Below are 26,614 nucleotides of genomic sequence, written 5' to 3'. Positions count from 1 at the left end.
TGCCGTGACCCGACCCGACATCCACGAATGCTGACTCTTCCTGCCGATCTCCGGTCGGAGTTCAAGGAGCCGATGGGTCCCGTCACGACGGACACCGACGAGCTGCTCGACCGAGTCACCCGCACGCGCGCCGACCACGACGCGCCGGCTGCACCCCTCATCGCCGTCGGCGACGTCGTCACGTACCACCTCCGTGAGGCTGGGACCGACCCCAACGTGGCGCTGCTCGACGGCAAGACCGAACGCGAGGCGGTCGCCGCCGAGATCCGCCGCGCGCTCGCCGACGCCGGCGAGTCACGGCTCGCCGTAGAGAACCCCGCCGGCGAGCTCTCCCGGGAGCTGCTGGTCGCCCTTCGGGAGGCGATCGAGACCCCGGAAGCGACCGTGATCGAGGTGACCGGCGAGGAGGACCTGGCCGCCATTCCCGCGATCCTGGCCGCCCCCCTCGGGAGCAGCGTCGTCTACGGCCAGCCCGGCGAGGGGATGGTCCACGTCGCCGTGACGCCGGACACACGCGATCGGGCCCACGAGCTCCTCGCAGGGTTCGACGGGGACGTCGACGGCGCGCTCGCAGTGATCGGCGTCGGTTCTGCCGACCACGCCGGTATGAACGGCGACGGCGAGTGAGGAAGCGAGAGGAAGCGAAGAAGCGGACCAGATCGGTACGGACCGGAACGGAACGAAACGGACGAAACGGGAGTCAGGCCACAGTGGACGTCTCGACGAGCTCCGAAGCGACCGCCTCGGCGTCCAGCAGGGCGGGATCGACGGCCAGATCCGCGACGCCGGCGACGAACTCCGGCAGCGACCGGTCGGCGTAGGTCACCGTTCGGACGTCCGGGTTCTCCTCCTTGGCGATCGGGATGCCGGTCGCCTCCTCGACGTCGGTGATCACGAGGAGGTCGGCCGCGTCGATCCCGGCCTGCCGAAGTGTCGCCGCGGAGACGACGCCGTCGATCCGGGACACCGTGGCACCAGCGGCCTCGAGCGCGCCGGCGAGATCGTGGTCGTCGGGTCCAGCGACGACGGCGCGGACGGGTTCTTCCGCCATCGTCACTCGTACTCGATCGTCGCGGGCGGTTTGTGGGTGACGTCGTAGACGACGCGGGCGACGTCGTCGTTCTCCCCGGTGATCCGGCTCTGGATGCGCTGGAGCGTGTTCCAGTCGATCTCCTGGGCCCGGGCGGTCATCCCGTCCCGGCTCTCGACGGAGCGAACCGCGACGATCCAGCCGTGCACGCGGTTGTCGCCCTTCACGCCGGTTCCCTTGCCGATCACGGCGGCGAACGCCTGCCAGGGCTCGTACTCCTCGAGTTCGTCCTCGACGACGTGGCAGGCCTCGCGGGCCACGTCGGCCTTCTCGCGAGTCACCTCGCCGATGACGCGAACGGCGAGGCCGGGGCCGGGGAACGGCATCCGCTCGGAGATGATCTCCTCGAGCCCGAGCGCTCGCGCGACCTCGCGGACCTCGTCCTTGTAGAGGTCCCGAACCGGCTCGACGATCGTCTCGAAGTCGATCACCTCGGGGAGCCCGCCGACGTTATGGTGGGATTTGATCCCGCCCTCGCTTTCGATCCGGTCGGGATAGATGGTGCCCTGGACGAGCACGTCGGCGTCGACGTCGCGGGCCTCGCGCTCGAACTCGCGGATGAACTGGTCACCGATGACCTCGCGTTTCTTTTCGGGGTCGGTGACGCCTTCCAGCCGGTCGAAGTACCGATCGGCGGCGTCGACGACCCGCAGCGACTCCATGAAGGAGAACGTCTCGCGGATCTCCGCGGTCTCGCCCTTTCGCATCAGCCCGGTATCGACGTAGACGGGCGTGAGCTGGTCGCCGACCGCCTCGTAGGCGAGCGTGGCGGCGACCGAGGAGTCGACGCCGCCCGAGAGTGCGATGATCGCGTTCGAGTCGCCGACCTGTTGTTCGATCTCCGTTACCGCGTCCGTAATGAACGTGTCCGTGTCTACCATTATGCTGATACCTCGTTTCGTTCGTCGGTCGGTTCCTCCACGCGGTCCAGGATCGTCTCCACGAAGGAGACGAACGGCGGGCTCGCCCGGTCCGGCCGGGACCGGAACTCGGGATGGTACTGCGTCCCGAGGAAGAAGGAGTGGTCCTCACGCTCGAGGATCTCCATCCGGTTGTCGGCGTATCCGGAGAACCGGAGATCGTCGGACTCGAGTCGGTCGATGTACTCGGGATTCACCTCGTAGCGGTGACGGTGGCGCTCGGTACAGGAGTTGGCGCCGTAGACGTCGGCGGCCAGCGTCCCGGGATCGATGTCCGTCTCGTGGGCGCCCAGGCGCATCGTGCCGCCCATGTCCTCGGTCTCGTACTGGTCGGGCAGCAGGTCGATGACCGGATGGGACGTCTCGGGGTCGAGTTCGGCCGAGTGAGCGTCCTCGAGGCCGAGGACGTTGCGGGCGTGTTCGACGACCGCAAGCTGGAAGCCGAGACAGAGCCCGAGGAAGGGAACGTCGTTGGTCCGGGCGTAGCGGATCGCCTCGATCTTGCCGTCGGTACCGCGGGAACCGAACCCGCCCGGCACGACGATTCCGTCGGCCTCCGCGAGCCGTTCCTCGTGTTCGGACGCCATCTCGTCGGCGTCGACCCACAGCACGTTCACCTCCGTCTGGGTGTGGATGCCGGCGTGTTTGAGCGCCTCGTGGATCGACATGTACGCGTCCTCGAGGGCGTACTTCCCGACGAGTGCGACGTCGATCTCGCGGTCACGGTCCCGAGTGACGAGTTCGCGCCACCGCGTCGACCGCTCGGCGGCCGGAAGCGCCTCGTCGGCCAGGCCGAGCTGGTCCATCACGTACTCGTCGAGCCCCTCGTCCTCGACCATCAGCGGGACGTGATAGACGTCCTCGACGTCGGGGTTCGAGAAGACGGCGTCGGTCGGAACGTCACAGAACAGGGCGATCTTCTCCTTCACGTCGGGGTCGAGCCGGTCCTCACAGCGCCCCACGAGGACGTCCGGCTGGAGACCGATCGACCGGAGCTCCTTGACGGAGTGTTGGGTCGGCTTCGTCTTCTGCTCGCCGTTCTTCGAGTAGGGAACGAGCGTGACGTGGGTGAAGAGGACGTCGTCGTCCTCCTCCTCGTGGGAGAACTGTCGGAGCGCCTCGAGGAACGGCATCGACTCGATGTCCCCGACGGTGCCGCCGATCTCGACGATGCAGACGTCGGTGCCCTCGGCTGCCTCCCGGATGCGGCGTTTGATGTCGTCGGTGACGTGCGGGATGATCTGGACCGTCTTGCCCAGGTAGTCGCCGGCGCGCTCGTTCTCGATGACGTGCTGGTAGGTCTTGCCCGTCGTGACGTTGTGGTCGGAGGTCATGTCGACCCCGAGGAACCGCTCGTAGTTCCCCAGGTCCAGGTCGACCTCGCCGCCGTCCTTCAGCACGTACACTTCCCCGTGTTCGTAGGGGTTCATCGTACCCGCGTCTACGTTCAGGTAGGGGTCGATCTTCACCGCCGTGACGTCGAAGCCCGCGTTCGAGAGGAGTCGTCCGGTGCTGGCGGCGGTGATACCCTTGCCTAACCCGGACATCACACCTCCAGTAACGAACACGAACTTGCGACCCAGCGATGGGTCATACCCCGTGTCTGGATCCGTCGGCATACCGACCGTGCGCGAGCGTCCGCCTAAACGGTTTCGGGACCGCCGACGACTGGGTGGAACTCCCACTCACACGGGACCGAGACAGCCGGATCCGGTTCCGGACGTGGGTTCCCATCCGACTACCCCAGGAGCGTCCAGCGGGCGATCCCCAGGAAGACGAGCATCCCGAAGACGTCGACGACGTTCGTCACGATCGGGATGGTGGTGTCGTCGGGATCGATCCCCAGCCGGTAGGAGCCGTAGGTCGTGGCGACGCTGAAGACCACGGCGATGGCCGCAAGCGTCAGCCCGCTCGTCAGCGAGATGAACAGCAACGTGCCGAGGGGCATCCCGTTTCCGACCAGCAGCCCGATGATCCACGTGCCGACCGCGAGCACGGTGAACACGGTCGCCGCGAGCGCGAGCGTCGCCACGGCGTTCACCCAGAGGTGTCGGTCCCGCGGGTCGAAGGCGGTGGTGCCGAGGTGGAGCCGCGTGGTGAGCCGCGAACTCACGATCGCGCCGAGGTTGCCCCCCATCCCGACCATCACCGGCACCATCACCGCGAGGAGGCCGTACTCGGCGAGCAGCTCCTCGGCGTCCTCGAGCCGCAGCCCGGCCCACAACACGATCACCGAGAGCCCGACCAGTAGCGGAAACATGTTCCGGACGATCCGCCGGGCCGACCACGATCCGAGATCGCTTGCGGGCGGGTCCATCAGACGATCACCCCGATGAGCATCAGGCAACCACCTCGATGACCCCGACCGCGATCAGCAGGAACGCCATCCCGAAGACGTCGCCGAGCGTCGTGACGATCGGTCCGACCAGGTTGTCGGGATCGTACCCGCGCGTGTAGCCGACGAACAACAGCGTGAGCAGCCCGACGATGAGCACCGCAGAGGTAAGGGTGCCGGCGATGAGCATGATCCCGAGGAACTCGAGGGGATGTGCGGCGGGACGGCCAAGCAGCGTCAACGCGCCCCACGAAAGGACCGCGATCACCACGGAGACGCCGATCCCGTTGATGAAGGAGGCGACGACCGCGTTCACGATCCGGGCGTCCCACCGAAACCGCGGCTCGATGAGCCCCTGGTGGAGCCCGCTCGAGATACGCCCGCCGAGAGCCCCATACACGTTCCCGCGGGTCGCAAGGAAGACGGGCACCATCACCAACAGCCCAGGGAAGCGGCCGACGCTCGCCAACAGCTCCTCGAGGATCAGCCCCGAGAAGAGTCCGCCGCCGAGCGCGACGAGCAACACCGGAAGCGACTCCCGGTAGATGGAGACGACCTCCTCGGGGACGTCCATACGTTCATCTGGCCGAATTCGAAGTTAAAAGTACCTACTCGCGAAACCACACGGATTCCGGTCACCGTCGGACGCGATCGATCGGGAACCGGCAGAGATGACCGATCAGTCGCCGGTCGGGACGACCGATCAGTCGTCAGCGGGCGACGGATCCGCGACGGCCCCCACGTCGGTGACGGTCCCGACGCCCTTGCTCGACCCCTCGCGGAAGACGAACCGCTGACCCTCCTCGACGAGGTACGGGCGGAACTTGAACCGGACCTGCGTCCGGCCGGTATCGCCCGGGAGCAGCCGCCCGGACTCGGGAGTGAACTCGGCCGCCTCGCTGGCCGTTTCGAGGTGGACGACCGGCTCGTACCCCGACCGGATCCGCGTCGGATGGTTGAGCACCATCACCTCGGCCTCGAACTCCCTGACCGGATCGGGGTCGGCCGACCGAGGTACCAACACCATCCCACGTTCGATCGCCGACTCGTCGACTCCCTTCAGGGCGATCCCGACGATCCGACCGGCACTCGCCCGGTCGACGCGGTGGTAGTGCATCTCGATGGAGCGGGCCGTCACCTCCTCGAAGGTCCCGTCCGCCATCGGACCGATGAGCAACTCGTCGCCGGCCTCGACCGTCCCCGAGTTGACCGTCCCGGAGGCGACCGCACCGACGCCCTTCACGTCGTAGGACCGGTCGACGTACATCCGGAACTCGCCGCGCTCGGGCGTGGCGCGTTTGGGGAGCTCGGCGAAGAGCGTATCGAGCCGGTCGAGCCCCTCGCGGCTGACCGCGCTCGTCTCCACGATCGGGACGACCGAGGCGTCGATCTCCTCGATGGCGGCGTCGACGCCGTGGCGTGCGACCGGCAGCGGGGTCGTCCCGACGTCCCGCAGCAGGGACTCGATCTCCCGAACCACCGCGTCGACGCGATCGTCGCTCACGAGGTCGGTCTTCGTCACCGCGACCACCGTCGGCAGCTCGGTGGCAAGCAGGATTCCGAGGTGTTCTCGAGTCGTCTTCGTCGGCCCGTCGTCGGCCGCAACCGCGAGCAGTCCGTAGTCGATCTTCTGGCCGACGAGCCCGCGGATCGTCGTCCGGAGCCAGGGCTCGTGGCCGACGGTGTCCACGAACGAGACGAGCCGGTCGGCCTCCGCGACGATCCGGGCTCGGTCCTGCTTGCGGTGGGGATTGTCCATCCGAACGGGGACACAGTCGTCCGATCCGATCTCATCGAACCCGTAGACTGCATAGGACAGATCTGCGGAGAGCCCGCGTTCGATCTCGTGGGGCTGGACGTCGAGGAACCCACGGGTTCCACCCTGGCCGTCGTCGGCCTGGCCCGTGACGAGCGAGCCGACGAGCGTGCTCTTGCCGTGGTCGACGTGGCCGGCGGTGCCGATCACCAGATGGTCCTCGTCGGTCTCGAGGGTTGCCCCTTCGCGGATCGTCGCGATTCCCACGAGTCCGGGCGGATCGGCGGCGGACCCGGCCGTCGGGGTATCTCCCGCCTCCACAGTGGTTCCGGCATCCACGGTGGTTCCGGCATCCACGGTGGTCCCGGTGTCTACCGCATCCGACCGCGTCGCGGCGTCCGCGACATCTGCGACGTCCGCAACGCTCCAGGTGTCGACGTCGTGGATGTGTGCGTCGGCCTCCTCGGCGAGCAATGAGAGGACATCCATCGTCTCGGAGAAGCGGTCGGGAGCGATCCCGGCCAGACCGCCATCGTCCGTGACGCCGACGACGTAGGTCGCCTCGCCGTCGCCCGACAGGACGCGGTGGCGCAGTTGCGCGGCGAGCGATTCCTTCCGCCCGTCCGCGAGGTGGACCTCCCGAGTCAGCCGTTCCTTGAACTCGATCGACCCGCCGTCGCGTTCCCCGCGCTCGATGGCCTGCCTGAGGACAGACCGGTCCGCGCTCATACCCGCCCGTAGGCCGCATCGGCGTTTAAGCGTTTTCGTGCCGTGGGTATCCATAGCACAATACTGCTCGGGAGCGTGCCGAAAAGCACACGAAATCCACTCCGGAACGGCCAGGGATCTCCCGGAAGGAATCCCTCCCAGCCACAACCCTCACACGGCCTCGAGAAGCGTCGTGTAGGCGTCGGCATACGCGGACGCCACCCGGTCCGGCGACGACCGTGCGTCGCCCGGAAGCGCCGGCAGATCGACGGTCCCGAGCGGTTCGACCATCGACGTGACGGCGTCGGTGTGTTCCTCAAGCGCGCCCTCACGTGCGCTGCCCGCGGCGACCGTGCACGCGCGGCGGTAGCGACCGCCGTCATAGACCCGGACCCGAGTGGGTGCGACGACCGCCACGGCGTCGATCGTGGGGGCGTCGCCGGCGCCAGCTCCGGCCTCGAACGGGAGCGCGATGTCGCCGTACGACTCGACCACGACCGGGCCGGGATCGGCGGCGACGGCGGCAGCGAACCGCTCGAAAACCGGCAGGTACGACGACGCCATCACCTCGTTGAACCCCGAAACGTCGTGGACGCGGGGGGCCTCCGAAAGCGGGAGCCGATCGGCGACCGTGGGCGGAAGCAGCCCCGCCTCCTCGGCAGCGCCGTTCACGACGAGGGTCGGATCGCCGTTCCCGGCACCACCGAGTCGGTCACAGAGGAAGGTCCGGTCGGCCTCGCCGAGCAGTCCGGTCCGGCCCGGCGTGGGACGCCACAGGCGGTGAAGCGGGTTGATGAACTCCGGGGCTACCGGCGTCGATCCCGTCGAGTCCGACCGGTTCGCGAGCCCGCGATCGCTTGCGGCCGCGAGTCGACGCGCGTCCGTCCCGTAGAGTCGACGGTCCGCGACGGCCGCCCGGAAGTCGTCGTGGTCGTACCAGAAGTCGTGGCCGGCCCGAGGCTTCACGCCGACCGGATCGGCGCCGTCCGCCGAGAGGGTCGCAAGGAGCCCCACCGAAAACGTCGTCTTTCCGGCGTCGACCCGCGAATCACCGGCCACGAGCAGCGTCGGCGATTCGGTCCCGGTCACCGTTCGTCGTCGGTCGAGTCCCCGGTGCGTTCCGACTCCGCGGCGTCGTCCCCGTCGATCGCCGCATCGGCAAGCCCGTAGTAGCCGGGACCGTCGTCCGCAAGCGGCTCCGCGATCACGAGGTCATCGGCGTTGTTCATCACCCACGGGATTGCCCAGTCGATCAGGACGGTCTCGGTCCCCTCATCGAGCGGTTCGTCGGGGTCGACACCCTGGAGCAGCCGGGCGATCTCGGGGATCGTGTACATCAGGTCCGGTTCGAGCAACTCGGCGGCCGTGTAGAACTCACACGGGTAGGTCGCCTCGAAGTCGTCTTTCGGCGTCGGCATGGCCGTTCTCGGTCGCCCGTCCCCTAAACGACACGGGTTCACCGACGCGGGGGATGGCACCGGTGCTCGCGATGTCGAGGGCATCGAAAAAATCGGGACGGAGTCGATCGACGGGACGGTCGTCTCGCGGACGCGACGTTACTCGAAGTCGGACACGACGTTCTCGTAGTTGTCCGCGACCTCGCCCCAGTCGACGACCTCGAAGAACGCGTCGATGAACTCGCCGCGTGCCGGGCCGTAATCGTGGTAGTAGGAGTGCTCCCAGACGTCGAGCGCCAGGATCGGATGGGCACCCCACAGCGCGCCCTGGTCGTGCTTGTCGACCTTCAGGTTGCGCAGCTGCTTGGAGACCGGATCGTACACGAGCAGGGCCCAGCCGCCGGCGGCGCCGGCAGCGGCCTCGAACTCGCCCTTCCAGGCCTCATAGGACCCGAAGTCCTCGGCGATCCGATCGGCGAGATCGCCGGCCGGTTCGCCGCCGCCGTTCGGGGACATGTTGTTCCAGAACAGCGTGTGGAGATAGTGACCGCTGCCGTTGTGGGTCACGTTCCCGAGCGCCGACGCCGTGCTGCCGTAATCCCCGCTCTCACGGTTCTCGGCGAGCGTCTCCTCGGCGGCGTTGAGCCCGTTTACGTACCCCTGGTGGTGCGTGTCGTGATGCCACGTGAGCACCTGTTCGGAGATGTGCGGTTCGAGCGCGTCGTAGTCGTACGGAAGTGGATCGAGTTCGTGTTCGCTCATAATTTCACCCAGTCGATCGATCGGTCGCTGTCCTGTTAAAGATTGAGGAGACGTACGCTACCACGGCACAAACGGTGGAACGGGCGTTCGAATCTTCGCGCCGTCCAAACCCCGCACGATGCTCGCGCGGCGTGACGCGACGCCGCGCTCGATACGGTGGGACTGGGATTTGAACCCAGGAAGCCGTGAGGCTACCGGTTTTCAAGACCGGCGCAATGGGCCACTCTGCCATCCCACCATCGGGTATCCGGCTGCACTCGGGAATTGTGAGGGGGGCGACTAATGGATGTCGGTTGTGGTCGTCGATCGGGGGCATCGATCACGCCGATCGTATCGGCGGGGGATCGCTCACGTCGGCGTCGACGAACCTGCGCATACCGGGCCGCGAAATCCTCTTGGTCTCAGTCCCGAACCAGGGTGAGATCGCCGGTCGCGTCGTCCTCGTGGACGGCGAGCCCGTGTTCGTGGACGAACGCCGCCGTGTGCTCGGGAACGATCCGCTCGGCCGCAAAACGGGCCCGCAACAGGGGCACGACGTCGAGGAGATCGCGGCCGGTCTCGATCGTGGGCAGTGCCTGGATGAAATCGACGTCGCCGCCGGCGTCACGCGTGCGCTCGGCGAGCGTCTGGACGCTCGGCGGCGTGAACGCGTCCGCGAAGTCGATCGGTTCGGTGAACCCCGCGTAGTGGCACCGCCCGGCGGTCGACGGGCCGAGAACGGCGGTGGCAGTGCGAAGTTTCATCGCCGCCGCATCGATGGCCGACCGGGTGAGGAACGGCGTCGACGGCGTGACGATCGCGACGGAGCCAGCATCTTCCTCGCGAAGCAGGTGGGTCGCCGTGTTGCCGGCGCGGGCGCTGAACGTCGATCCGACTTGCGGTTCGAACCGGACGTCGCCGGCATCCTCCAGGGTGTCGGCCACGACGGCGCGTAGCTCGGCTTCCGGATCGGTCCCCGTACGAGCGTCCGCGGGGAGCTGCTCCTCGGTGGGGTGGTTCACGAGGAGATCCCCGCCGGACCGGTCGACGGCTCGAACCAGGTCACGAAACACGGCTTCATACAGCGCCGTCGCCTCCGTGGTCGAAAGCGGGCTCGTCTCCGGCAGGGACGGATAGCCACACCCCTCGCGTGGCGGGTCGGCAAGCACCGCGATAACGGTCATATCGTATCTGGTTGCCTCGGCGCCTTCAACCCCCGGTTTTTAAGCGCCGCGCGGATGATACCGCACGTATGTCCGCACTCCGTCCGCTGGCCGCGATCGCGGCCGTCGCCGTCGTCCTCGTCTGTGTCACCGCCGTCCTCGGTCTGCCGGCCGCGCTCGGGTCGCCGGCCGCCGTCGCCACCGCCGCGATCTGTCTGGCCATCGTCGCCGCGATCGTCGCGCTCGGCGGGCGCGAGGCCGGTCCGCGAACCGTCTACTGGTGAGATGTCGGTGACGCTCCACCGCGAGGACTCACCGAGGCGGTCTCATCGACTTCGTCGTCCCTTCGTCTGCCGATAATCACGCGCGAGGACGTTCTCGCGAACGTGGTCGATGAAGGCCCGTTCCGCCTCGTCGCTCATCGTCTCCGGATCCCGTATCGGAACGAGCTCGAACCCTCGGCCCCGGATCGTCGTCGCGTGTTCGGCGGCGACGTCGAACGAATCCGGCGACCGCGTGGTGTACTCGAACGCGAGCGCCTCCAGCGCACGCTGGCCGACCGGGACAATGATCTGGGGATTGATCATCCGGATCTCCGCATCGAGGTAGGGCTCGCAGCTGGCGACCTCCTCGTCGGTGGCGGGCCGATCGGGATGACGACACCGCGTGAGAGCGGTGAAAAAGGCGTTCTGGACGTCCATCTCGACCGTCTCGGGAGCCGATCGAACGAAACCAAGCTCCCGGAAGATCGATCGGACCCGCCGCCCACCCTCGTCATCGCCGAACGGGATGCCGGTCGCGTCGGCGCCGGCACTCGGCTCCCCGCCGACCACGAGAAACTCGCCGCCGACGTCGCCGTAGCCGTGGACCACGGTCGACCGCTCGGCACACAGCGCCGAGCAGTTCGCACAGTCCGTGTCCATCCCGAAAGGGTTCTTGAAGTCGGTTTGGGCTGCGTCCACGACGAGCCGTTGGCGGGCGATCGGCAAAAGCCCCGGTGGTTACGATCCCACCCGATGATCGGCACCTAATCGTGTGTTACCACCCCACAAGATTTATGGTAAAAACCACGACACACCAACACGATATGCCCGACTGCCAAAACTGCGGCACCTTCGTGACGCCGGCGTACGCACGCGTTTTTACTCCCGACGGGATTGACGACCCCCGCGTCTGTCCAAGCTGTGAGGACACCGTTCGTGACGGTGCGGAGGTGAGAACCGCTCGGTCAACGCGGAACACCGGGTGAGACGAACCGGGGAGACGGTGAGACGGCGTCGGCCGTCGATCGGCTGCCGTCAACATCACCGTCGATCGATGGACCGATCCATAGACCGAACGACGAACTGGACGGTGAACGAGACAGTAAACGGGACAGCGAACCGGACGGCGAACGGGACGGCGAATCAGCAGCCGAAGCCGACGGGATTAGGCGAGTCGGTATTCCTCGCCCTGCTGTTGGATGAACTCCTCGTTGCGCAGGGTCTTGAGGATGCCGTAGAGCGAGATCTTCTTCATTGCGAGCGACTCGGCCATCTCGGACACCGTGGCGCGTCGATTGGTCGTGAGATACAGATACACGAGCTTCGCTCGCGGCGATTGCAACTCCGTCGGGAGCGACATCGCGGTTCCCGATCCGGCGTCGGTTTCGATCATTACCAGGATCAATTCCTTCGACGATAATAAATCCCCCATTCAACGATCGTCGAAAAAGCCGATACGGGGCGAGAAACGCACCAAAACGGCGGCCTTACGCGGAATCGGCCGATCCGAACCGTACCGACTGGACGGATATCGCGTCGATCGATGGCTCAGGCTTCGACCGACGTCGTATGTGTCGTGTGAGTGCCCCACACGGTATCTCGCGGGTGATCTACCGTCTGCGTTGCGGTCGGTCTCAGTACGACCGAATCTTCGGCTCGTAGCGTTTGTTCTCCCCTTCGAGGATGACCGAACGGTACCAGAGGTCCGGGTCGCCATCGTTCCAGGAGATGAGCGTGTGCTTGAGCCAGTTCTCGTCGTCACGAATCTGGTTCTCCTTGCGCCAGTGGGCGCCGCGGAACTCGTTGCGTGCGAGCGCGCCCATCGTCAGCGCCTCGGCGATGTCGAGGATGTTCTGCGTCTCCAGGGTGTGAAGCAGATCGGTGTTGAACGTCCGGGAGGGGTCCGAGACGCCAACGTCGGTGTAGCGGTCGCGTGCCTCCCGAAGGTCCGAAAGCGCCTCCGTCAGGCCTTCCTCCTCGCGGAAGACGTTCACGTTCGCAGTCATCGTCTCCTGAACCGTCGACCGTATCTCCGCGTGGTTGACGCCGTCGGTCGCAAGCAGCTCCTCGACGCGATCGATCTCCCGGTCGACGGCGACGTCGAGCACGGCGTCCGGGTTGGCGACCGCCTCGCCGCCGTCCGCCGCCGCGTCGGCGGCCGTTCCGGCGTCGTCGCCCGCACGCTCGCCGAGCGTCACCGGCGACTCGAAGTCGGCGTCCTCGTACTCGCCGCGCTTTCCCGTCTCGATCTCGGGCTCGTCGAACTCCTCACCCGCCGCGTGGCGTCCGGCGAGCTTCCCGAAGACGATGAGCTCCGGCAGCGCGTTCCCGCCGAGGCGGTTCGCGCCGTGGACCGAGGCACACGCACACTCGCCGACCGCATAGAGCCCGTCGACGCAGGTCCGGCCGTACTCGTTCGTCTCGATGCCGCCCATCGCGTAGTGCTGGCCGGGCTTGACCGGCATCGGCTCATCGAGGCCGTCGACGCCCTCGAAGTCCTCCGCGAGGTGGAGGATGTTCTCGAGGCGGTCGAGGATCCGGTCTTCCCCGAGGTGACGCATATCGAGGTGGACGTACTCGTCCTCGATGCCGCGCCCCTCGTTGACCTCGGTCAGCTCGGCGCGGGCGACGACGTCGCGGCTCGCCAGCTCGCCGTCGTTGTTGGCGTAGCCGTGTTCGAACATGAATCGCTCGCCCTCGTCGTTGTAGAGGATCCCGCCCTCGCCGCGAACGCCCTCGGAGATGAGCACGCCGGTCGAGGGGAGCGTCGTCGGGTGGAACTGGATGAACTCCATGTCCTCCATCGGGACCCCGGCGCGGTAGGCCATCGCGACGCCGTCACCGGTGTTGGCGACCGCGTTCGTCGTGTGATCGAAGACCTGCCCCATCCCGCCGGTCGCGAGGATGACGCCGTCACGGGCACGGAAGCCGGCGATCTCGCCGGAGCGGATCTCGTAGCCGACGACGCCGTGGCAGGACCGCTCGGTCGGGTCCTCCTCGTCGGTGACCGCGAGGTTCATCACGTGCCACTCGTCGTAGACCTCGATGCCGCGTTTGACCACCTGCTCGTACATCGTATGCAGCAGCTGGTGGCCGGTCTCCGCGCCGGCGTAGGTGGTCCGCGGGAACGAGAGCCCGCCGAACGGCCGCTGGGAGACGGTGCCGTCCTCCTCGCGGGAGAAGGCCATTCCCCAGTGTTCGAGCTGGATCGTCTCCTTGGGACTCTCCCGACAGAGCGCCTCGATCGCAGGCGCGTCGCCGAGGTAGTCCGACCCCTTCATAGTGTCGTAGGCGTGGTCCTCCCAGGAGTCGCCGTCGCGGATCGCGGCGTTGATGCCGCCCTCCGCGGCGCCGGTGTGTGACCGGACCGGGTGGAGTTTCGAGACGATCGCCACGTCGGCGCCGGCCTCCTGGGCCGCGATGGCCGCTCTGAGCCCGGCACCGCCCGCGCCGACCACGATCACGTCGTGTTCGTAGGTTGTGTTGGATGCCATTGTGTTGTGCTGTGTTCGAAGCCGGGTGCTCACCAAAACTTCAGGTTGTTCTTGACCGCTTCCCGTTTCAGTTCCTGGATGTGTTCGGTGAGCGGGATGTCCTTCGGACAGACCTCGGTACAGGAGAACTGGGTCTGACACCGCCAGACGCCGTGCTCCTGCTCGATGATCTCGAGTCGTTCCTGCTTGCGCGCCTCGCCCTCCCGATCGTCCATCGCGAAGCGATAGGCCTTGTTGAGCGCCGCGGGGCCGAGATACTGGTTGTCGCCGGCGGCGATGTTACACGAGGACATACAGGCGCCACACCAGATGCATCGCGTGGACATCTTCACCTTCTCGCGGTTCTGCCGGGACTGACGCTGCTCCGCCAGTTCGTCCTCGGGCAGCTCGTCGGCGTCGAAGAACGGCTCGACGGCGTCCATCTGGTCGTAGAAATGCTCCATATCCACGACGAGGTCCTTCCGGACGTCGGCGTGGGGTAGCGGTTCGACCCGAACCGGCTCCGACAGCTCGGACAACTGGGTCTTACACGCCAGTCGCTGTTGGCCGTTCACGAACATCGCGTCGGAGCCGCAGACGGCCTGCCGGCAGGAGTGCCGGAAGGTCAGCGAGGAGTCGTAGGTGTCGCGCGCGTAGATGAGCGCGTCCAGCACCGTCATCCCCTTCTCGAAGGGAACGTGGAACTCGTCGAACCGGGGCTCCTGTTTCCCCTCGATTTCGGGGTCGAACCGGAACACCTTCAGCTCGCGCGTGTTCCCGCCGGCCGCCGCGTTCTCGGCCGCCTCAGCCTCGCGTTCGCGCTCGGCGGCGCGTTCCGCCTTCTTCTCGCGTCGGAGATCGCCCTTCGAGGGCTCCTCGGCGGCGTCCGGTTCGGTCTCTGCGTCCGTCTCGTCGGTCTGTTGTGGAACTTGCGTGCTCATATTCAGCACCTCACAGCGGGACCCCGCCGGCCCAGGCGTTCGCCGTCCGGACGCCCTGCACGATCAGGACGACGCTGGCGACGATCAGCGTGGTCTTGACTGCCTGTTTCTTCCGACCGGTCAGTCCCTGGTTGATCAATGCGTTGTAGACCCCGTTCACGCCGTGGAACGTGGCGGTCACGAGAAAGAGGATCATCAGCGAGTAGTAACTCAACGTCTCCATCCGCGCGGCGCTCACGATGAAGGACACCTCGTCGGCGTGGTTGACGAAGTGAAGAAGGAAGAAGTGGAACGCCAACACGACGATGAGGAAGGCGGCCGTGATCCGCTGGAGCAGCCACATCGTTCCGCCGGGGGTGAACGAGGAGTAGCGTTCAGCCATCTCAGAACGCCCCCGCGAGGAACGTCGGCACCGACGCGACCGTGATGAGGCCCGTCAGGATCAACGACGCGTAGAAGCTCTTGTCCTGCGATTCCAATCCGACGCCGAGATCGATGAACAGCAGCCGGGTTCCGTTGAGGATGTGGAACACGGCCACTGCAAGGAGCCCGACCTCGAGGATCCGGACGAGAAGCAGCTCTTCGAGGGTGACGATCGTCTGCGTGTAGACGTCGTCACCCGCCTGCAGAACCGCCGTCTCCTGGCCGGAGGCCGGGATCGCGGTGCTCAACACGGCAATGTGGGTGAACAGATACCCCACAAGCACCCAGCCGGTGAACTTGTGGAAGATCCAGGCCCACATCCCCGCGCGGAACTCCCGCCATCGGCCGAAGTCCTCGATGAGGCCCCGATTGTGCGACTGACTCATACCGTTCGTGGGTGAGACCCCAGTAGGTAAAGTAGTTACTAACGCGCCGGCACGTCGGTGGAACCGCTACCGCTCGTGGACCCAGAACTGCTCGCTCTCGGTGGTCTCCTTTTTGAAGATCGGGACCTCCTCCTTCAGCCGGTCGATGCCGTCGGCGACGGTCCGGAACGCCTCCTCGCGGTGACCGGCGAGGACGACGACGAACACGATGTCCTCGCCGTCCGGGATCACTCCGGTTCGGTGGTGCATTAGGACCCGGAACACCCCGTCACGCTCCTCGAGTTCGTCGGCGATCGTGTCCATCCGGTCGGCGGCGACGCCCTCGTACGCCTCGAAGGCCAGCTGCTGTGTGCGGTCGTCATCCGGCGCGTCCTTGGCCCGAACGCGTCCCGTGAACGACGCGATCGCCCCTGATCGGTCTGCCGCCGGATCGGCCGTCGCGCGATCGATCAGTTCTTCGAGCGTGACCCAGGGCTCGGCGGATTCGAGCGCGCCGAGCAGCTCCTCGACGTCGATCGCATCCGAGGACGAGGCGGTCGCGATCACGTCTCCGGGGACGGTCGTCGGATCGCGATCAGCGTCAGCATCACTGGCATCACCGGCATCACCGAGAAGTACAGTGGGCACGCGGAGGCGCGTCTCGCCGGTGAGAACCGCGTAGTCGTATGCGGGCGCGTATCGGTCGAGCAGGGCGGTGAGGTCGGCTCCCTCACCGGCCGCGGCCCAGTCGCCATCGGCGGTGAACCGAACCGTGACAGCTGCGTTCGAGTCGGCTCCGTCTGAATCGTCACCGGGGGACCCGTTTCCACCCGAGTCATCCTCACTCCCCGGATCGATGTCGTCGACGCTGTCGATCCGAACGACGCGGCCGTCGAGTCGGTCGCTCAGACGCGTCGCCAGTGAACCGGCGTCGGGGCCGAGAACGGCGATCGGTTGCATATCCGAACCGGAGCGATACAGCGGCTTAGGGCTTTCCCGTATCGGTGACCGAACGGGATGTCTCCGAGTCAACCGTGTTTCGGATCACCATACCGTTCGACGGAGCGGAGCCACAGGTTTAAGTACCGAAACGGACCCATATCCCGGCTATGAACCGGCTAGGTCGACGCGTAATGGAACGAGCGGGGACGGTGCTCGCGATCCTCGGGCTGCTCGTCGTTGGCTTTCTCACGAGCCTCGACGTGTGGACCGTGGTGATCGCACCGCTGTTTCTTCGCATCCAGTTCCTCCAGGGTGCCCTCTCGGTCGGCACGTTCAGCGTCGTGGTCGCCGTCACCGGGGCCCTGTTGGGATACGACGTCTGGCGTGACGACGAGACCGAACGCGTCCGGACGGGGCCGCCCGTCCAGGCGATCGTCCCGGCCTACCGCGACGCCGACGTCCTGGACGCGAGCGTGACGAGCCTGCTGGTAAACGACTATGACCCGCTCCGGGTCGTGATCGTCGTCGAGCCGGACGACGAGCGAACCCACGACCGCGCTGCGGAGCTGGCGACGACCTACGACCCCGTCGAGGTCCTGGTCAACGACGATCCCGGCTCGAAGGCGACCGCGATCAACAACGCCGTGGCGTGGAGTCCGGCCGACCACTTCGTCATCTTCGACGCGGACGAACGCGCCGAACCGACGTTCGTCCCGACGGCGATGGGGGAGCTGCTCGGGGAGACGGACGTGTTCCAGGGACGCCGCGTGCCGCGTCCCACGGGACCGGTCGAGACGCTCGCCTACAGCGAGCGCGTGGTCGTCCAGGCCGGCTACCGGGTCGGCGATTTCGTCGGCTTCACGCAGTGTCAAAGCTCGGCGACGGGCGTCACTCGCGAGGCGCTTGCGGCGGTCGGGGGCTATGCGGACGTCCTGACCGAGGACCTCTACTTCTCCCACCAGTGTTACAAGGCGGACCTGACGGTGACCCAGAACCGGCGCTGTACCAGCTCGATGGAGGCACCCCACACGCTCGCCGACCTGTGGGGACAGCGAAAGCGGTGGCGTATCGGGCACGTTCAGGTGTCACACCTCCGCATTCGGGAGGCGTTGCGCGGACGGCCGGGGCTCGTCGATCTGGTCACCGTCGGCCGTGCGGTCGGCTCCGTGCTCGCCGGCGGCGCCCTCCTCGTGCTCGCTGCCCACGTCCTGTTCCTGTTGGTCCTCGACGCCAGCGCGGTCGTCGTGCCGTTCGCGGCCATCATCGCGACGATCGGCGGCGTCTGGCTCCGTGACCTCCTCGACGGCCGGGTCGGGCCGCCGTCCTGGACGATCGCACTCGCGCCGCTCGTCTACCTCGGGCACGGGGTGCTCACGGTCAAATGTGCCCTCGAGTACCTCCTCACCTGGGAGGGAGAGTGGTACCAGGTGACGAAAACCGGGACGTGACCGGTCGTGTGCGGATGACCTCGGTTGCGTGACCGACCACACGGACGGATGACCTCGGGAACGGACCGGCCGTGGACGGCGGGGTTTATGGCTCCGGTGGTCCTCCGGGCGGACGAACCGTGTCCCGAGACGAGACGCCGGTGGGTGCCGGATGGATCGACCGGTCGGCCGCGGCAAAGACGATCGCGGGATTCGCGCTCGCGCTGCTTCTCGTGTACCTGCTCGGCGTGGTGGTCGGTTGGGACCGGACGATCGATCGCCTCCGAGCGGCCGAGACGCGATGGATACTGGCGGGGGCGGCGTCGTCGCTCATCGGACTGGTCGTCTGGGGGAAGACCTGGCACGTCGTATTGGGAACGATCGGGATCGACGTCCCGTATCGGCGCCTGGTCGTGACGTTCCTGTCGGCGACGTTCGCGAACTACGTGACGCCGATGGGACAGGCCGGCGGCGAGCCGTTCATCGCGTACGTGCTCGCCCGTGATACCGAGGCGACCTACGAACAGAGCCTCGCCAGCGTCGTGACGAGCGACCTGATTCGTGCGCTTCCCTTCTTTACGGTCGGCGGCGTCGGGTTGGGCTATCTGCTGGTGACGACCGCCACGCTCCCCGACGCCGTCCGATCGATGGCGGCGGTGTTGATGGTGCTCGCGGTCGGGGTGCCGTTTCTGGCGGCGACAATCTGGCGGTTTCGTGACCGAGCACAAGCCGCCGTGGTCCGCCTCGCCTCTCCGATCACCCGTCGGACGAACCGCGTCTCGATCGAGGCGGTGCAAGCCCGTCTGGACCGGCTCGTGGTGGCGATCGAACGCATCGCCGGATCGCCGCGTGCGCTCGTGGTCGCCGTCGGCTACGCCTACGTGGGGTGGGTCCTGTTCGCGCTACCGCTGTACTTCGCCGCCCTCGCGGTCGGAACGCCGCTATCGCTCCTGCTCGTTTGTTTCCTGGTTCCGGTGACCGTCATCGCCGGGTCGACGCCGCTTCCCGGCGGACTCGCCGCGATCGAGGGAACGCTCGTCGCGCTGGTGACGGCCCTGACCGCGTTCTCGACGACCGACGCGCTCGCCGTGACGACGCTCTACCGGCTCGTCAGCTACTGGCTCGTCGTCGCCGTCGGCGGGGTGGCGACGCTGTGGGTGATCCGACGGAACTGACTCGGGTGGATCGACGAGACTCCGCCACGCGGGCTCGTTCCGGCTTGATAATCCTTAAGAGCGCCACAGGGTTACCCGGAGTCAATGAATGTCGTCATCTCCATCGGTGGGAGCGTCCTCGCGCCGGATCTCGATCCGGGCCGCGTGGCGGCCCACGCGGCGGCGATCGAGGAACTGTCGGAGGCCGGATGTACCGTCGGCGTCGTCGTCGGTGGCGGTGGCGTCGCACGGGAGTACATCGGCGCGGCCCGCGAGTTGGGCGCCAACGAGGTCCAGCTCGACCAGCTCGGGATCGGCGTCACGCGGCTCAACGCGCGGCTGTTGATCGCGGCGCTTGGCGAGCGGGCGACGCTCTCGCCGGCGACGGACTACGACGAGGCGGTCAGCGCCCTGCGCCGCGACGAGGTCGCGGTGATGGGCGGCGTGATGCCGGGGCAGACGACCGACGCCGTCGCCGCGGAGTTCGCCGAGGCGGTCGACGCCGACCTGCTCGTGTACGCAACCAACGCCAACGGCGTCTACGACGCCGACCCGAACGCCGACCCCGATGCAGAGCAGTTCGGCCGGCTGTCGCCAACCGAACTCGTCGACATCGTGGTGCCGATGAGCCGTGACGCCGGCGCCTCAGCGCCGGTCGACCTGCTTGCCGCGAAGCTCATCGATCGCGCGGATCTCCGGTCGATCGTTCTCGACGGAACCGACCCGTCGGTCCTCGTCGACGCGGTACTCGAGGGAGACCACGGCGGAACGGACATCGTTCCGGCGGCGTGCACGGAGCCGACGCAGTGGGGGGAGTGACCGATGGCCGACCCCGACGTGGCAAGCGATGACGGGACCGATCCCGACGCGACATCCGGTGAGCAGGCCGACCCCGACGAGGGAACCGACGCCGAAGACGGTCCGAGCGGCGAGACGCGCCACGCCTTCTGGGCCGACACGGTCGCCGACGAGATCCTCGAACGGGACCCGACGGAACCGATCGTGATCAAGGGCGGCGTCTCGCCGTCGGGAGTCGCCCACCTCGGCAACTTCAACGAGATTATGCGCGGCTACTTCGTCGCCGAGGTCCTCCGTGACCGCGGCTACGAGGTCCGTCAGGTGTTCACCTCCGACGACCGCGATCCGCTCCGAAAGGTTCCGCGAAAGCTTGCGAACGCCGACGGAGAGATCGTCGGACTGGGCGAGGTCGACGCCGGCGCGCTCGGACGAAACCTCGGCAAGCCCTACACGGACATTCCGGATCCCTTCGGCGAGGCCGACTCGTACGCGGCCCACTTCGCGACCCTCCTTGCGGCTGACGCCGACCGGCTCGGCGTGCCGGTCGAGATGGTCTCGAACACGGAGCTGTACGCCGACGGCACCTTCGATCCGGTCGTTCGGACGATCCTCGAGAACGTCGAGACCGCCCGTGAGGTCCTCGGCGCCTACCAGGACAAGGTCGACGAGGAATACGTTCCGTTCAACCCCGTCTGCGAGGAGTGCGGCAAAGTGACCGAGACCGTCACGTCGATCGACCTCGACGCGGAGACGGTCGAGTACGTCTGTACCGATATGGAGGCCGGCGACTCGACGATCGAGGGCTGTGGCCACGAGGGAACCGCGACGTTCCGGGAGGGGAAGCTCCCCTGGCGGTTCGAGTGGCCCGGCCAGTGGGACGTGCTCGGGGTCGACTTCGAGCCGTTCGGGAAGGACCACGCCGAGGGCTCCTGGCCCTCCGGCGTCGACATCGCCGAGACCGTCCTGGGGATCGACCCGCCGGTCCCGATGGTCTACGAGTGGTTCACGCTCAACGGGGCGGCGCTCTCCTCCTCGGCCGGGAACATCGTCACCGTCCCGGAGATCCTCGAGCTGCTCGAACCCGAAGTACTCCGGTACTTCTTCGCGCTGGAGCCGAAGAAGGCCCGCGACCTGGACCTCGAACGACTCGACCAGCTCGTCGAGCGCTTCGACCGCTTCGAGCGCGCGTACTTCGGCGCGGTCGACGACGAGGACCTGACCGCCGTCGCCGACCGCGCCTACCCGTTCCTCGTCGCGGAGGTCCGCGAGGACCGCGTCCGGCTCCCGTACACCTTCGCCGCGGTGCTCGGAATGGTCGAGGACGAGGCGTTCCGCGAGCAGCTGGCCCGCGACGAGGGACACTTCGACGACGACACCCCACGGTGGGCGGTCGAGGACGCGCTCGACCGGGTCGAACGTGCCCGCCGCTGGGCCGAGCGAATGGACAACGAGTACAACTACCGGCTCCAGACGGAGCTTCCCGACGTCTCCTTCGACGACGACGTGGCGGCTGCGCTCGACGACCTGGCAGACTTCGTCGCCGAGGGCCACGCCGGCGAGGCGATCCAGGAGCGGATGTACGAGACGGCCCGCGACCACGACCTCGAGGTGGCGGCGTTCTTCGAGGCCGGCTATCGGCTCTTCTTCGACGAGACGCAGGGCCCCCGGCTCGGGGAGTTCCTCGGCGAGCTGGAGCAGGAATTCGTCGTCAGCCGGCTCCGACGGGAGGCGTGAGATGTCCGAGGACCGTTCGATCGACGACTTCGCCGCCGACGACGAGACCCCGGTCGAACCGGCGACGGCCACCGCGATCTGGTCCGCCGACGGCGCGGCCTGCGACCGCTGCGACACGGTCGTCAAGCGCCGATGGCTTGCCGACGGCGACCGGGTCTGTACCGACTGCAAGGAGTGGTAGTCCCGATCAGCCGCGGGAGGGGCGGTCGAAGCCGGCTGCCAGCGTCGACTCCTCGACGGAGAGGACGGTCGGCCGTCCGTGGGGACAGCTGAAGGGCTGCTCGCACTCGCCGAGCCGATCGAGGAGGTTTCGCATCGCCGTTCGGTCGAGGGCGTCCCCGCGTTTGACCGACGGATGGCACGCGAGGTCGGCCAGCAGGGGATCGTACGGGTCCGCGGGCGATTCACCGTTCGTGAGCCGTCCGATGGCGTCGCGGAACGCGTCGGCGTCGGCGGCCCGGCCGAACGGTGCGGGAACGGTCCGAAGGCGGACGACGTCGCCGCCGAACGGCTCCGCGTCGAACCCGAGCCGCCGGAGGGAATCCCCGTGCGCATCCAGCGCTGCTCGCTCGGCGCTCGTCAGCGAGACGGTCACCGGCGGATCAAGCGTCGCGACTGCGTCCGGCAACGGGTCGGCCTCGCCCGGCGCGTCGTCGCCGTCCTCGCGCGCGAACGCACGCCGCAGTCGCTCGTAGTTGACGCGCTCGTGGGCCGCGTGGGCATCGATCACGAGCAGCTCGTCGCCGGCGTCACACAGCAGATACAGGTCCCGATACTGACCGATCGGGTCGACATCGGCGAACGGCGCATCGTCCGAGGCCGGCGAGAGGGCCGTCTTGAGGTCGGTCGCCACCGCGGCCCGTCGTCGGAGATCGGCACCGGTTAGCGCGTCCGCGATCGTGTCCCGAACCGCCTCGGTGACGGCGTCGCCGTGCCGCAGTCCGACCTCCCGTTTGGCCGGATGCACGTTCGGGTCGACCGCGCCGGCCGGCAGTCGGACGTCGATCGCGGCCACGGGCTCGCGTCCGTCTGGAAGCAGCCGGTCGTATCCCGCGACGATCGCACGCTCGAGCTCGGCGTCGGCCACTGGACGACCGTTGACGGCCACGCGAACGTGATCGCGGGTGGCGCGGGTAACCGAGGGATACGCGAGAACGCCCCGGATCTCGACCGCCGCGTCATCGGTCCCGTCGAGCGCCCCGCGCTCCGTCGCGTCGAGCGCCGTCGATCGACTCGCCACGTCGCGGTCGTAGACGCCGAGAACGGCGTCGCTCCAGCCGGTCCCCGGCGTGGAGAGCGTCTCGGTGTCGTCGTGATCGAGGGTGAACGCGACGTCCGGACGGGCGAGCGCGTAGTCGGCGACGAGCGCGGATATCCGGGCGAACTCGGCGCTCGGGCCGGCGAGCGACTCGCGCCTGGCGGGACGGGTGGCGAACAGGTCCGTGACGGTCACCGTCGTGCCGCGGGCACGTCCCGCGTCCGTGACGGTTCCGACGCCGTCGCCCGTGGCTCCCCGTTCGGCGTCATCGCCGGTTGCGTCCCCATCGGAACCACCGCCGAGAGCCGTTCTCCCGCCCGCGACGATCCGCGTCCCGACCGGGCCGCCGTCGTTGGTGACCACCTCGAGGCGGCCGGCCGCCTCCGCGATCGCGGCCAGCGCCTCCCCGCGGAAGCCGAGCGAGGCCGCCTCGACCGGGTCCTGGCCGTCCCGGAGCTTGCTCGTCGCGTGTCGCTCGAGCGCGAGGCGAGCGTCCTCGCGGGACATCCCGTGGCCGTCGTCGCGAACCCGGATGGCGTCGGTCCCGTCGCCGTCGACGGCGATCGAGACGCGCGTCGCGCCCGCATCGAGCGCGTTGTCGACCAGCTCGGCGACGACCCGGGCCGGCCGCGTGATCACCTCGCCGGCGGCGATCCGGTCGACGGTTCGGTCGGAGAGCCGCCGGATTCGGGACTCGGGATCGGGAGGATCTGCAGGGTCGTCGCTCGTCGATGAATGGCCGGTCATCGGTGGGTCGTCGGTCCTCGGTGGCTCGTCGGTCATCGGTCGATCTCCCGCTGGAGGTCGTGGAGCGTGTTCAACGCCTCCATCGGCGTCATCGTGGCGATGTCGAGCGACCGGATGGCCGACGCCAGCGCCGCGTCGGTGGGATTGCTCTCCTCGGCGGGCTCGGGACCGGTACCTCCACCCCGATCGGTCCCGGGATCGGGGCCGGCGTCGCCGGGATCGGTCTCGTCGACCGCATCGGGAGGAACGTCGCTCCGGTCGTCCGACGATGACCCCGTCTCGGACGCGAGACGCTCGCGCGCGCGGTCGACGACCGCTGTCGGGACGCCGGCCAATGCCGCCACCTCGATCCCGTACGAGGAGGAGGACGCACCGCGGGCGACGCGGTGGAGGAACGTCACCTCGCCGTCCTCTCTGGTCGCGGTGAAATGGAGGTTGCGGACGTGCTCGCGGCGATCCGCCAGTTCGGTCAGCTCGTGATAGTGGGTGGCAAACAGCGTCGTCGCGCCGATCTCGTCGACGATGAACTCGGCGGCGGCACACGCGATCGCCCGCCCGTCCGTGGTCGCGGTGCCGCGGCCGACCTCGTCGAGCAGGACCAACGAGTCGGCCGTGGCGTCGTGAAGGACCTCGGTCAGCTCGCTCATCTCGCGCATGAACGTCGACTGGCCCCCGGCGATGTCGTCGGAGGCGCCGATGCGGGTGAACACGCGGTCGACGACCGGAATCCGGGCCGTCTGCGCGGGGACGAACGACCCCAGCTGTGCCAACACGACCGCGAGCGCGACCTGGCGCATGTACGTCGACTTGCCGCTCATGTTCGGCCCGGTGATCAACGCGAGGTCGCCGCGGTCGAGGTCGACGTCGTTCGGGACGAACTCGCCCCGGCGCTCCACCACCGGGTGGCGGCCGCCCTCGATCGTGATCCCGCCACGGTCCCCGGCGCCGGCCGACGAGTCCTCGATCGTCGGCCGGACGTACTCCCGCTCGAGCGCCACGGTCGCCAGCGAGACGAGGGCATCGAGTTCGGCTAGCGCGTCCGCGAGTGCCTGGAGCCGATCGGCCTCCGCGGCGACGTCGGCGCGGACGTCGGTGAACAGCTCGTACTCGAGGGCGTCCGCGCGCTCGCTCGCGCCGACGATCTCGTCCTCCCGCTCCTTCAGATCGGGCGTGTAGAACCGTTCGCTGTTCTTCAGCGTCTGGCGCCGGTGGTAGTCGTCGGGAACGGCATCGAGATTGGGGTCGGTGACCTCGATGTAGTAGCCGTGAACCTGGGTGTGGCCGACCGTCAACGAATCGACCCCGGTCCGTTCGCGCTCGCGGGCCTCCAGCTCTGCGATCCACTCCCGTCCCTCCCGTTCCGTCGCCCGGAGGTCGTCCAGTTCCGCGTCGAACCCCCGTTGGATCACGTCGCCGTCGGTGATCTCCTGGGGCGGGTCGGCGACGATCGCCTCCGCGATCAGGTTCCGGACGTCGGGGAGGGGATCGAGGCGATCACGAAGGTCCCGGAGGTGGTCACAGAGCGCGTTCGAGTCGTCAGCCGTCACGTTCGATTCGTCCGGCGTCACGTTCGAGTCGTCCGGCGTCACGTTCGAGTCGTCCGGCGTCACGTTCGAGTCGTCCGGCGCCACGTCCGATTCCTCCGGCGCCACGTCCGATTCCTCCCCCATCGACAGGGCGTCGCGAAGCTCCGGAACGACCGAGAGGGTAGCCGCGAGCGACCGGAGATCGCGGGCGTTCGCCCGTCCGCGGGAGATTCGCCCCACGAGGCGTTCGAGGTCGTAGGCACTGGCCAGCCCGTCGGCCACCGTCTCCCTGGCGATCGGCTCATCGATGAACCACTCGACAGCGTCGTGTCGCGACCGGATCCGGTCGGGATCGATCAGGGGACGCCGGAGCCAGCGTTCGAGCCGGCGGCGGCCGAGCGCGCAGTTCGTCTCGTCGATGACGTCGAAGAGCGTGTCGCCCGCACCCGGCCCGCGGTTCTCGAACAGTTCCAGGCTACGCTGGGCGGCCGCATCGAGTCGGAGATGCCGACGCGGGTCGTATCGACGGATCCGGGAGACGTACTCGAGCGGCCCCCCATCACCCTGGGTGTACTCGGCGTACGCGAGGACCGCCCCCGCCGCGCGGACCTCCGCCTCGGTCCCGAACCGCTCCTCGGGCGCCGACAGATACGGCTCGAGGCGGTCACGAGCCGTCCGGGAATCGAAGTGGTCGGCATCGATCGTCGTCTCCATCCACCGCGGATCGCCGTGGTTCGCGGAGGGATCGCCGTGGTTCGCGGAGGCATCGCTGTGGCTCGCGGAGGTATCGCCGTGGTTCGCGGAAGAATCGCCGCCGTCCCCGATGACGTCGATCCCGGGGCCACGGACGACTTCGGCGGGATCGAGACGGTCGAGTTCCTCGGCGACGGTCTCCGGATCACCGCTCGTGACGAGGCACTCGCCGGTGGCGACGTCGACTGCCGCGATCCCGTCAACGGGGCGTCCGTTCTCGCCCTCTTCGGACTCCCGAGTGAGCGCGGCGACGTAGTTCGTGGTCCGGTCGGTGAGCAGCTCCTCGTCGACGACCGTTCCGGGCGTGATCACCTGCGTGACGGCGCGATCGACGAGTCCGGACGCGGCCGCCGCGTCCTCGATCTGGTCGGCGATCGCGACGCGATAGTCGGCCGCAAGCAGCCGCTCGAGGTAGCTCGTCGCGTTGTCGATCGGGATCCCGGCCATCGGGTACTCGCCCGTCGAGTCCTCCCGCTGTGTCAACGTCACCTCACAGACCCTGGCGACCTCCTCGGCCGCCTCACAGAAGGCCTCATAGAAGTCGCCCACCTGAAAGAGGACCAGAGCGTCCTCGTGGGTCGCACACAGATCGGCGTACTGGGAGAGCATCGGCGTCAACTCCTTCCGGGCGGCCGCGATCGAGGGCGGCAGCCCGGTGACAGTCGTGGGATCCGCCGTCGGCATACACGTGAGGCAGTGA

General features: G+C 67.9%; 27 protein-coding genes and 1 tRNA gene. 8 read left to right on the top strand and 20 right to left on the bottom strand.

Annotation, left to right across the window (positions count from 1 at the left end; translation table 11 throughout):
• The first annotated feature begins 27 nt into the window (after nucleotides 1-27).
• Complete coding sequence (locus tag BLW38_RS11960) at nucleotides 28-627, top strand: GTP-dependent dephospho-CoA kinase family protein (protein ID WP_092817453.1); 600 nt, start codon at nucleotides 28-30, stop codon at nucleotides 625-627.
• 73 nt (nucleotides 628-700) lie between these two features.
• Here BLW38_RS11960 and BLW38_RS11955 read toward each other — a convergent pair whose 3' ends face one another.
• From BLW38_RS11955 to BLW38_RS11900, 11 genes are all read right to left on the bottom strand, one after another.
• Nucleotides 701-1,051 (bottom strand): DUF7126 family protein, encoded by a 351-nt coding sequence (locus BLW38_RS11955; RefSeq protein ID WP_092817452.1) that lies wholly within the window; start codon nucleotides 1,049-1,051, stop codon nucleotides 701-703.
• A 2-nt stretch (nucleotides 1,052-1,053) separates the two neighbouring features.
• On the bottom strand, nucleotides 1,054-1,971 hold the full coding sequence (gene guaA / locus BLW38_RS11950) for a glutamine-hydrolyzing GMP synthase (protein ID WP_092817451.1): 918 nt from the start codon (nucleotides 1,969-1,971) through the stop codon (nucleotides 1,054-1,056).
• Nucleotides 1,971-3,629 carry a CTP synthase gene (locus BLW38_RS11945; RefSeq protein ID WP_092817450.1) on the bottom strand — a complete coding sequence of 553 codons (1,659 nt, stop codon included), beginning with the start codon at nucleotides 3,627-3,629 and terminating at the stop codon, nucleotides 1,971-1,973. The genes guaA and BLW38_RS11945 overlap by 1 nt, the downstream gene beginning before the upstream one ends.
• Nucleotides 3,630-3,748: 119 nt before the next feature.
• A complete protein-coding gene (locus BLW38_RS11940; RefSeq protein WP_092817449.1) occupies nucleotides 3,749-4,327 on the bottom strand; it encodes a magnesium transporter in 579 nt (192 codons plus the stop codon).
• 22 nt (nucleotides 4,328-4,349) lie between these two features.
• On the bottom strand, nucleotides 4,350-4,919 hold the full coding sequence (locus tag BLW38_RS11935) for a magnesium transporter (RefSeq protein WP_092817448.1): 570 nt from the start codon (nucleotides 4,917-4,919) through the stop codon (nucleotides 4,350-4,352).
• A 129-nt stretch (nucleotides 4,920-5,048) separates the two neighbouring features.
• Nucleotides 5,049-6,830 (bottom strand): GTPBP1 family GTP-binding protein, encoded by a 1,782-nt coding sequence (locus tag BLW38_RS11930; RefSeq protein WP_245710196.1) that lies wholly within the window; start codon nucleotides 6,828-6,830, stop codon nucleotides 5,049-5,051.
• A 150-nt stretch (nucleotides 6,831-6,980) separates the two neighbouring features.
• On the bottom strand, nucleotides 6,981-7,898 hold the full coding sequence (locus BLW38_RS11920; RefSeq protein ID WP_092817447.1) for an ATPase: 918 nt from the start codon (nucleotides 7,896-7,898) through the stop codon (nucleotides 6,981-6,983).
• The gene (locus BLW38_RS11915; protein ID WP_092817446.1) at nucleotides 7,895-8,227 is read right to left on the bottom strand and encodes a DUF5827 family protein; all 333 of its coding nucleotides are present in this window, start codon (nucleotides 8,225-8,227) and stop codon (nucleotides 7,895-7,897) included. The genes BLW38_RS11920 and BLW38_RS11915 overlap by 4 nt, the downstream gene beginning before the upstream one ends.
• A gap of 138 nt (nucleotides 8,228-8,365) precedes the next feature.
• Nucleotides 8,366-8,968 carry a superoxide dismutase gene (gene sod, locus BLW38_RS11910; protein ID WP_092817445.1) on the bottom strand — a complete coding sequence of 201 codons (603 nt, stop codon included), beginning with the start codon at nucleotides 8,966-8,968 and terminating at the stop codon, nucleotides 8,366-8,368.
• Nucleotides 8,969-9,122: 154 nt separating this feature from the next.
• Nucleotides 9,123-9,206 (bottom strand) — tRNA-Ser (locus BLW38_RS11905).
• A gap of 163 nt (nucleotides 9,207-9,369) precedes the next feature.
• A complete protein-coding gene (locus tag BLW38_RS11900; protein WP_092817444.1) occupies nucleotides 9,370-10,131 on the bottom strand; it encodes a hypothetical protein in 762 nt (253 codons plus the stop codon).
• 68 nt (nucleotides 10,132-10,199) lie between these two features.
• Between BLW38_RS11900 and BLW38_RS11895 the strand changes: the two genes are divergently transcribed.
• A complete protein-coding gene (locus tag BLW38_RS11895) occupies nucleotides 10,200-10,394 on the top strand; it encodes a hypothetical protein (protein ID WP_092817443.1) in 195 nt (64 codons plus the stop codon).
• A 42-nt stretch (nucleotides 10,395-10,436) separates the two neighbouring features.
• On the opposite strand, the gene BLW38_RS11890 is transcribed toward BLW38_RS11895, so the two are convergent.
• On the bottom strand, nucleotides 10,437-11,072 hold the full coding sequence (locus BLW38_RS11890; RefSeq protein ID WP_092817474.1) for a uracil-DNA glycosylase: 636 nt from the start codon (nucleotides 11,070-11,072) through the stop codon (nucleotides 10,437-10,439).
• A 125-nt stretch (nucleotides 11,073-11,197) separates the two neighbouring features.
• Here BLW38_RS11890 and BLW38_RS16295 point away from each other — a divergent pair, with 125 nt between their 5' ends.
• Complete coding sequence (locus tag BLW38_RS16295; protein WP_177167492.1) at nucleotides 11,198-11,359, top strand: DUF7563 family protein; 162 nt, start codon at nucleotides 11,198-11,200, stop codon at nucleotides 11,357-11,359.
• A 179-nt stretch (nucleotides 11,360-11,538) separates the two neighbouring features.
• Here BLW38_RS16295 and BLW38_RS11885 read toward each other — a convergent pair whose 3' ends face one another.
• The 6 genes from BLW38_RS11885 to BLW38_RS11860 all read right to left on the bottom strand — a co-directional run bounded on the left by BLW38_RS11885 (nucleotide 11,539) and on the right by BLW38_RS11860 (nucleotide 16,535).
• Nucleotides 11,539-11,766: a helix-turn-helix domain-containing protein gene (locus BLW38_RS11885; protein WP_092817442.1), complete on the bottom strand. Its 228-nt coding sequence runs from the start codon at nucleotides 11,764-11,766 to the stop codon at nucleotides 11,539-11,541.
• Nucleotides 11,767-12,007: 241 nt separating this feature from the next.
• Nucleotides 12,008-13,867, bottom strand: a complete 1,860-nt coding sequence (locus BLW38_RS11880) for an FAD-binding protein (protein WP_092817441.1) — start codon at nucleotides 13,865-13,867, stop codon at nucleotides 12,008-12,010.
• Between the two features lie 29 nt (nucleotides 13,868-13,896).
• Nucleotides 13,897-14,787: a succinate dehydrogenase/fumarate reductase iron-sulfur subunit gene (locus BLW38_RS11875; RefSeq protein WP_092817473.1), complete on the bottom strand. Its 891-nt coding sequence runs from the start codon at nucleotides 14,785-14,787 to the stop codon at nucleotides 13,897-13,899.
• 10 nt (nucleotides 14,788-14,797) lie between these two features.
• The gene (locus tag BLW38_RS11870) at nucleotides 14,798-15,169 is read right to left on the bottom strand and encodes a succinate dehydrogenase hydrophobic membrane anchor subunit (protein ID WP_092817440.1); all 372 of its coding nucleotides are present in this window, start codon (nucleotides 15,167-15,169) and stop codon (nucleotides 14,798-14,800) included.
• A 1-nt stretch (nucleotide 15,170) separates the two neighbouring features.
• A complete protein-coding gene (gene sdhC / locus BLW38_RS11865; RefSeq protein WP_092817439.1) occupies nucleotides 15,171-15,596 on the bottom strand; it encodes a succinate dehydrogenase, cytochrome b556 subunit in 426 nt (141 codons plus the stop codon).
• Nucleotides 15,597-15,662: 66 nt separating this feature from the next.
• On the bottom strand, nucleotides 15,663-16,535 hold the full coding sequence (locus BLW38_RS11860) for a molybdopterin synthase (RefSeq protein ID WP_092817438.1): 873 nt from the start codon (nucleotides 16,533-16,535) through the stop codon (nucleotides 15,663-15,665).
• A 173-nt stretch (nucleotides 16,536-16,708) separates the two neighbouring features.
• Here BLW38_RS11860 and BLW38_RS11855 point away from each other — a divergent pair, with 173 nt between their 5' ends.
• The 5 genes from BLW38_RS11855 to BLW38_RS11835 all read left to right on the top strand — a co-directional run bounded on the left by BLW38_RS11855 (nucleotide 16,709) and on the right by BLW38_RS11835 (nucleotide 21,811).
• Nucleotides 16,709-17,965, top strand: a complete 1,257-nt coding sequence (locus tag BLW38_RS11855) for a glycosyltransferase (protein ID WP_218143064.1) — start codon at nucleotides 16,709-16,711, stop codon at nucleotides 17,963-17,965.
• A gap of 119 nt (nucleotides 17,966-18,084) precedes the next feature.
• Entirely contained in the window at nucleotides 18,085-19,119 is a 1,035-nt protein-coding gene (locus tag BLW38_RS11850) for a lysylphosphatidylglycerol synthase transmembrane domain-containing protein (protein WP_218143063.1), read from the top strand.
• An 84-nt stretch (nucleotides 19,120-19,203) separates the two neighbouring features.
• Nucleotides 19,204-19,917 carry a UMP kinase gene (pyrH, locus tag BLW38_RS11845; protein WP_092817435.1) on the top strand — a complete coding sequence of 238 codons (714 nt, stop codon included), beginning with the start codon at nucleotides 19,204-19,206 and terminating at the stop codon, nucleotides 19,915-19,917.
• A 3-nt stretch (nucleotides 19,918-19,920) separates the two neighbouring features.
• Nucleotides 19,921-21,630 (top strand): lysine--tRNA ligase, encoded by a 1,710-nt coding sequence (gene lysS / locus BLW38_RS11840; RefSeq protein ID WP_092817434.1) that lies wholly within the window; start codon nucleotides 19,921-19,923, stop codon nucleotides 21,628-21,630.
• Between the two features lies 1 nt (nucleotide 21,631).
• Nucleotides 21,632-21,811: a DUF7573 domain-containing protein gene (locus BLW38_RS11835; protein WP_092817433.1), complete on the top strand. Its 180-nt coding sequence runs from the start codon at nucleotides 21,632-21,634 to the stop codon at nucleotides 21,809-21,811.
• Between the two features lie 6 nt (nucleotides 21,812-21,817).
• On the opposite strand, the gene BLW38_RS11830 is transcribed toward BLW38_RS11835, so the two are convergent.
• Entirely contained in the window at nucleotides 21,818-23,635 is a 1,818-nt protein-coding gene (locus tag BLW38_RS11830; RefSeq protein ID WP_092817472.1) for a DNA mismatch repair endonuclease MutL, read from the bottom strand.
• 32 nt (nucleotides 23,636-23,667) lie between these two features.
• A complete protein-coding gene (mutS, locus tag BLW38_RS11825) occupies nucleotides 23,668-26,598 on the bottom strand; it encodes a DNA mismatch repair protein MutS (protein WP_092817432.1) in 2,931 nt (976 codons plus the stop codon).
• Nucleotides 26,599-26,614: the final 16 nt, after the last annotated feature.

The sequence above is a fragment of the Halopenitus malekzadehii genome (genome assembly GCF_900108505.1).
In the GTDB taxonomy this organism is placed as follows: Archaea; Halobacteriota; Halobacteria; order Halobacteriales; family Haloferacaceae; genus Halopenitus; species Halopenitus malekzadehii.
This window is presented reverse-complemented; position numbering and strand designations above follow the sequence as displayed.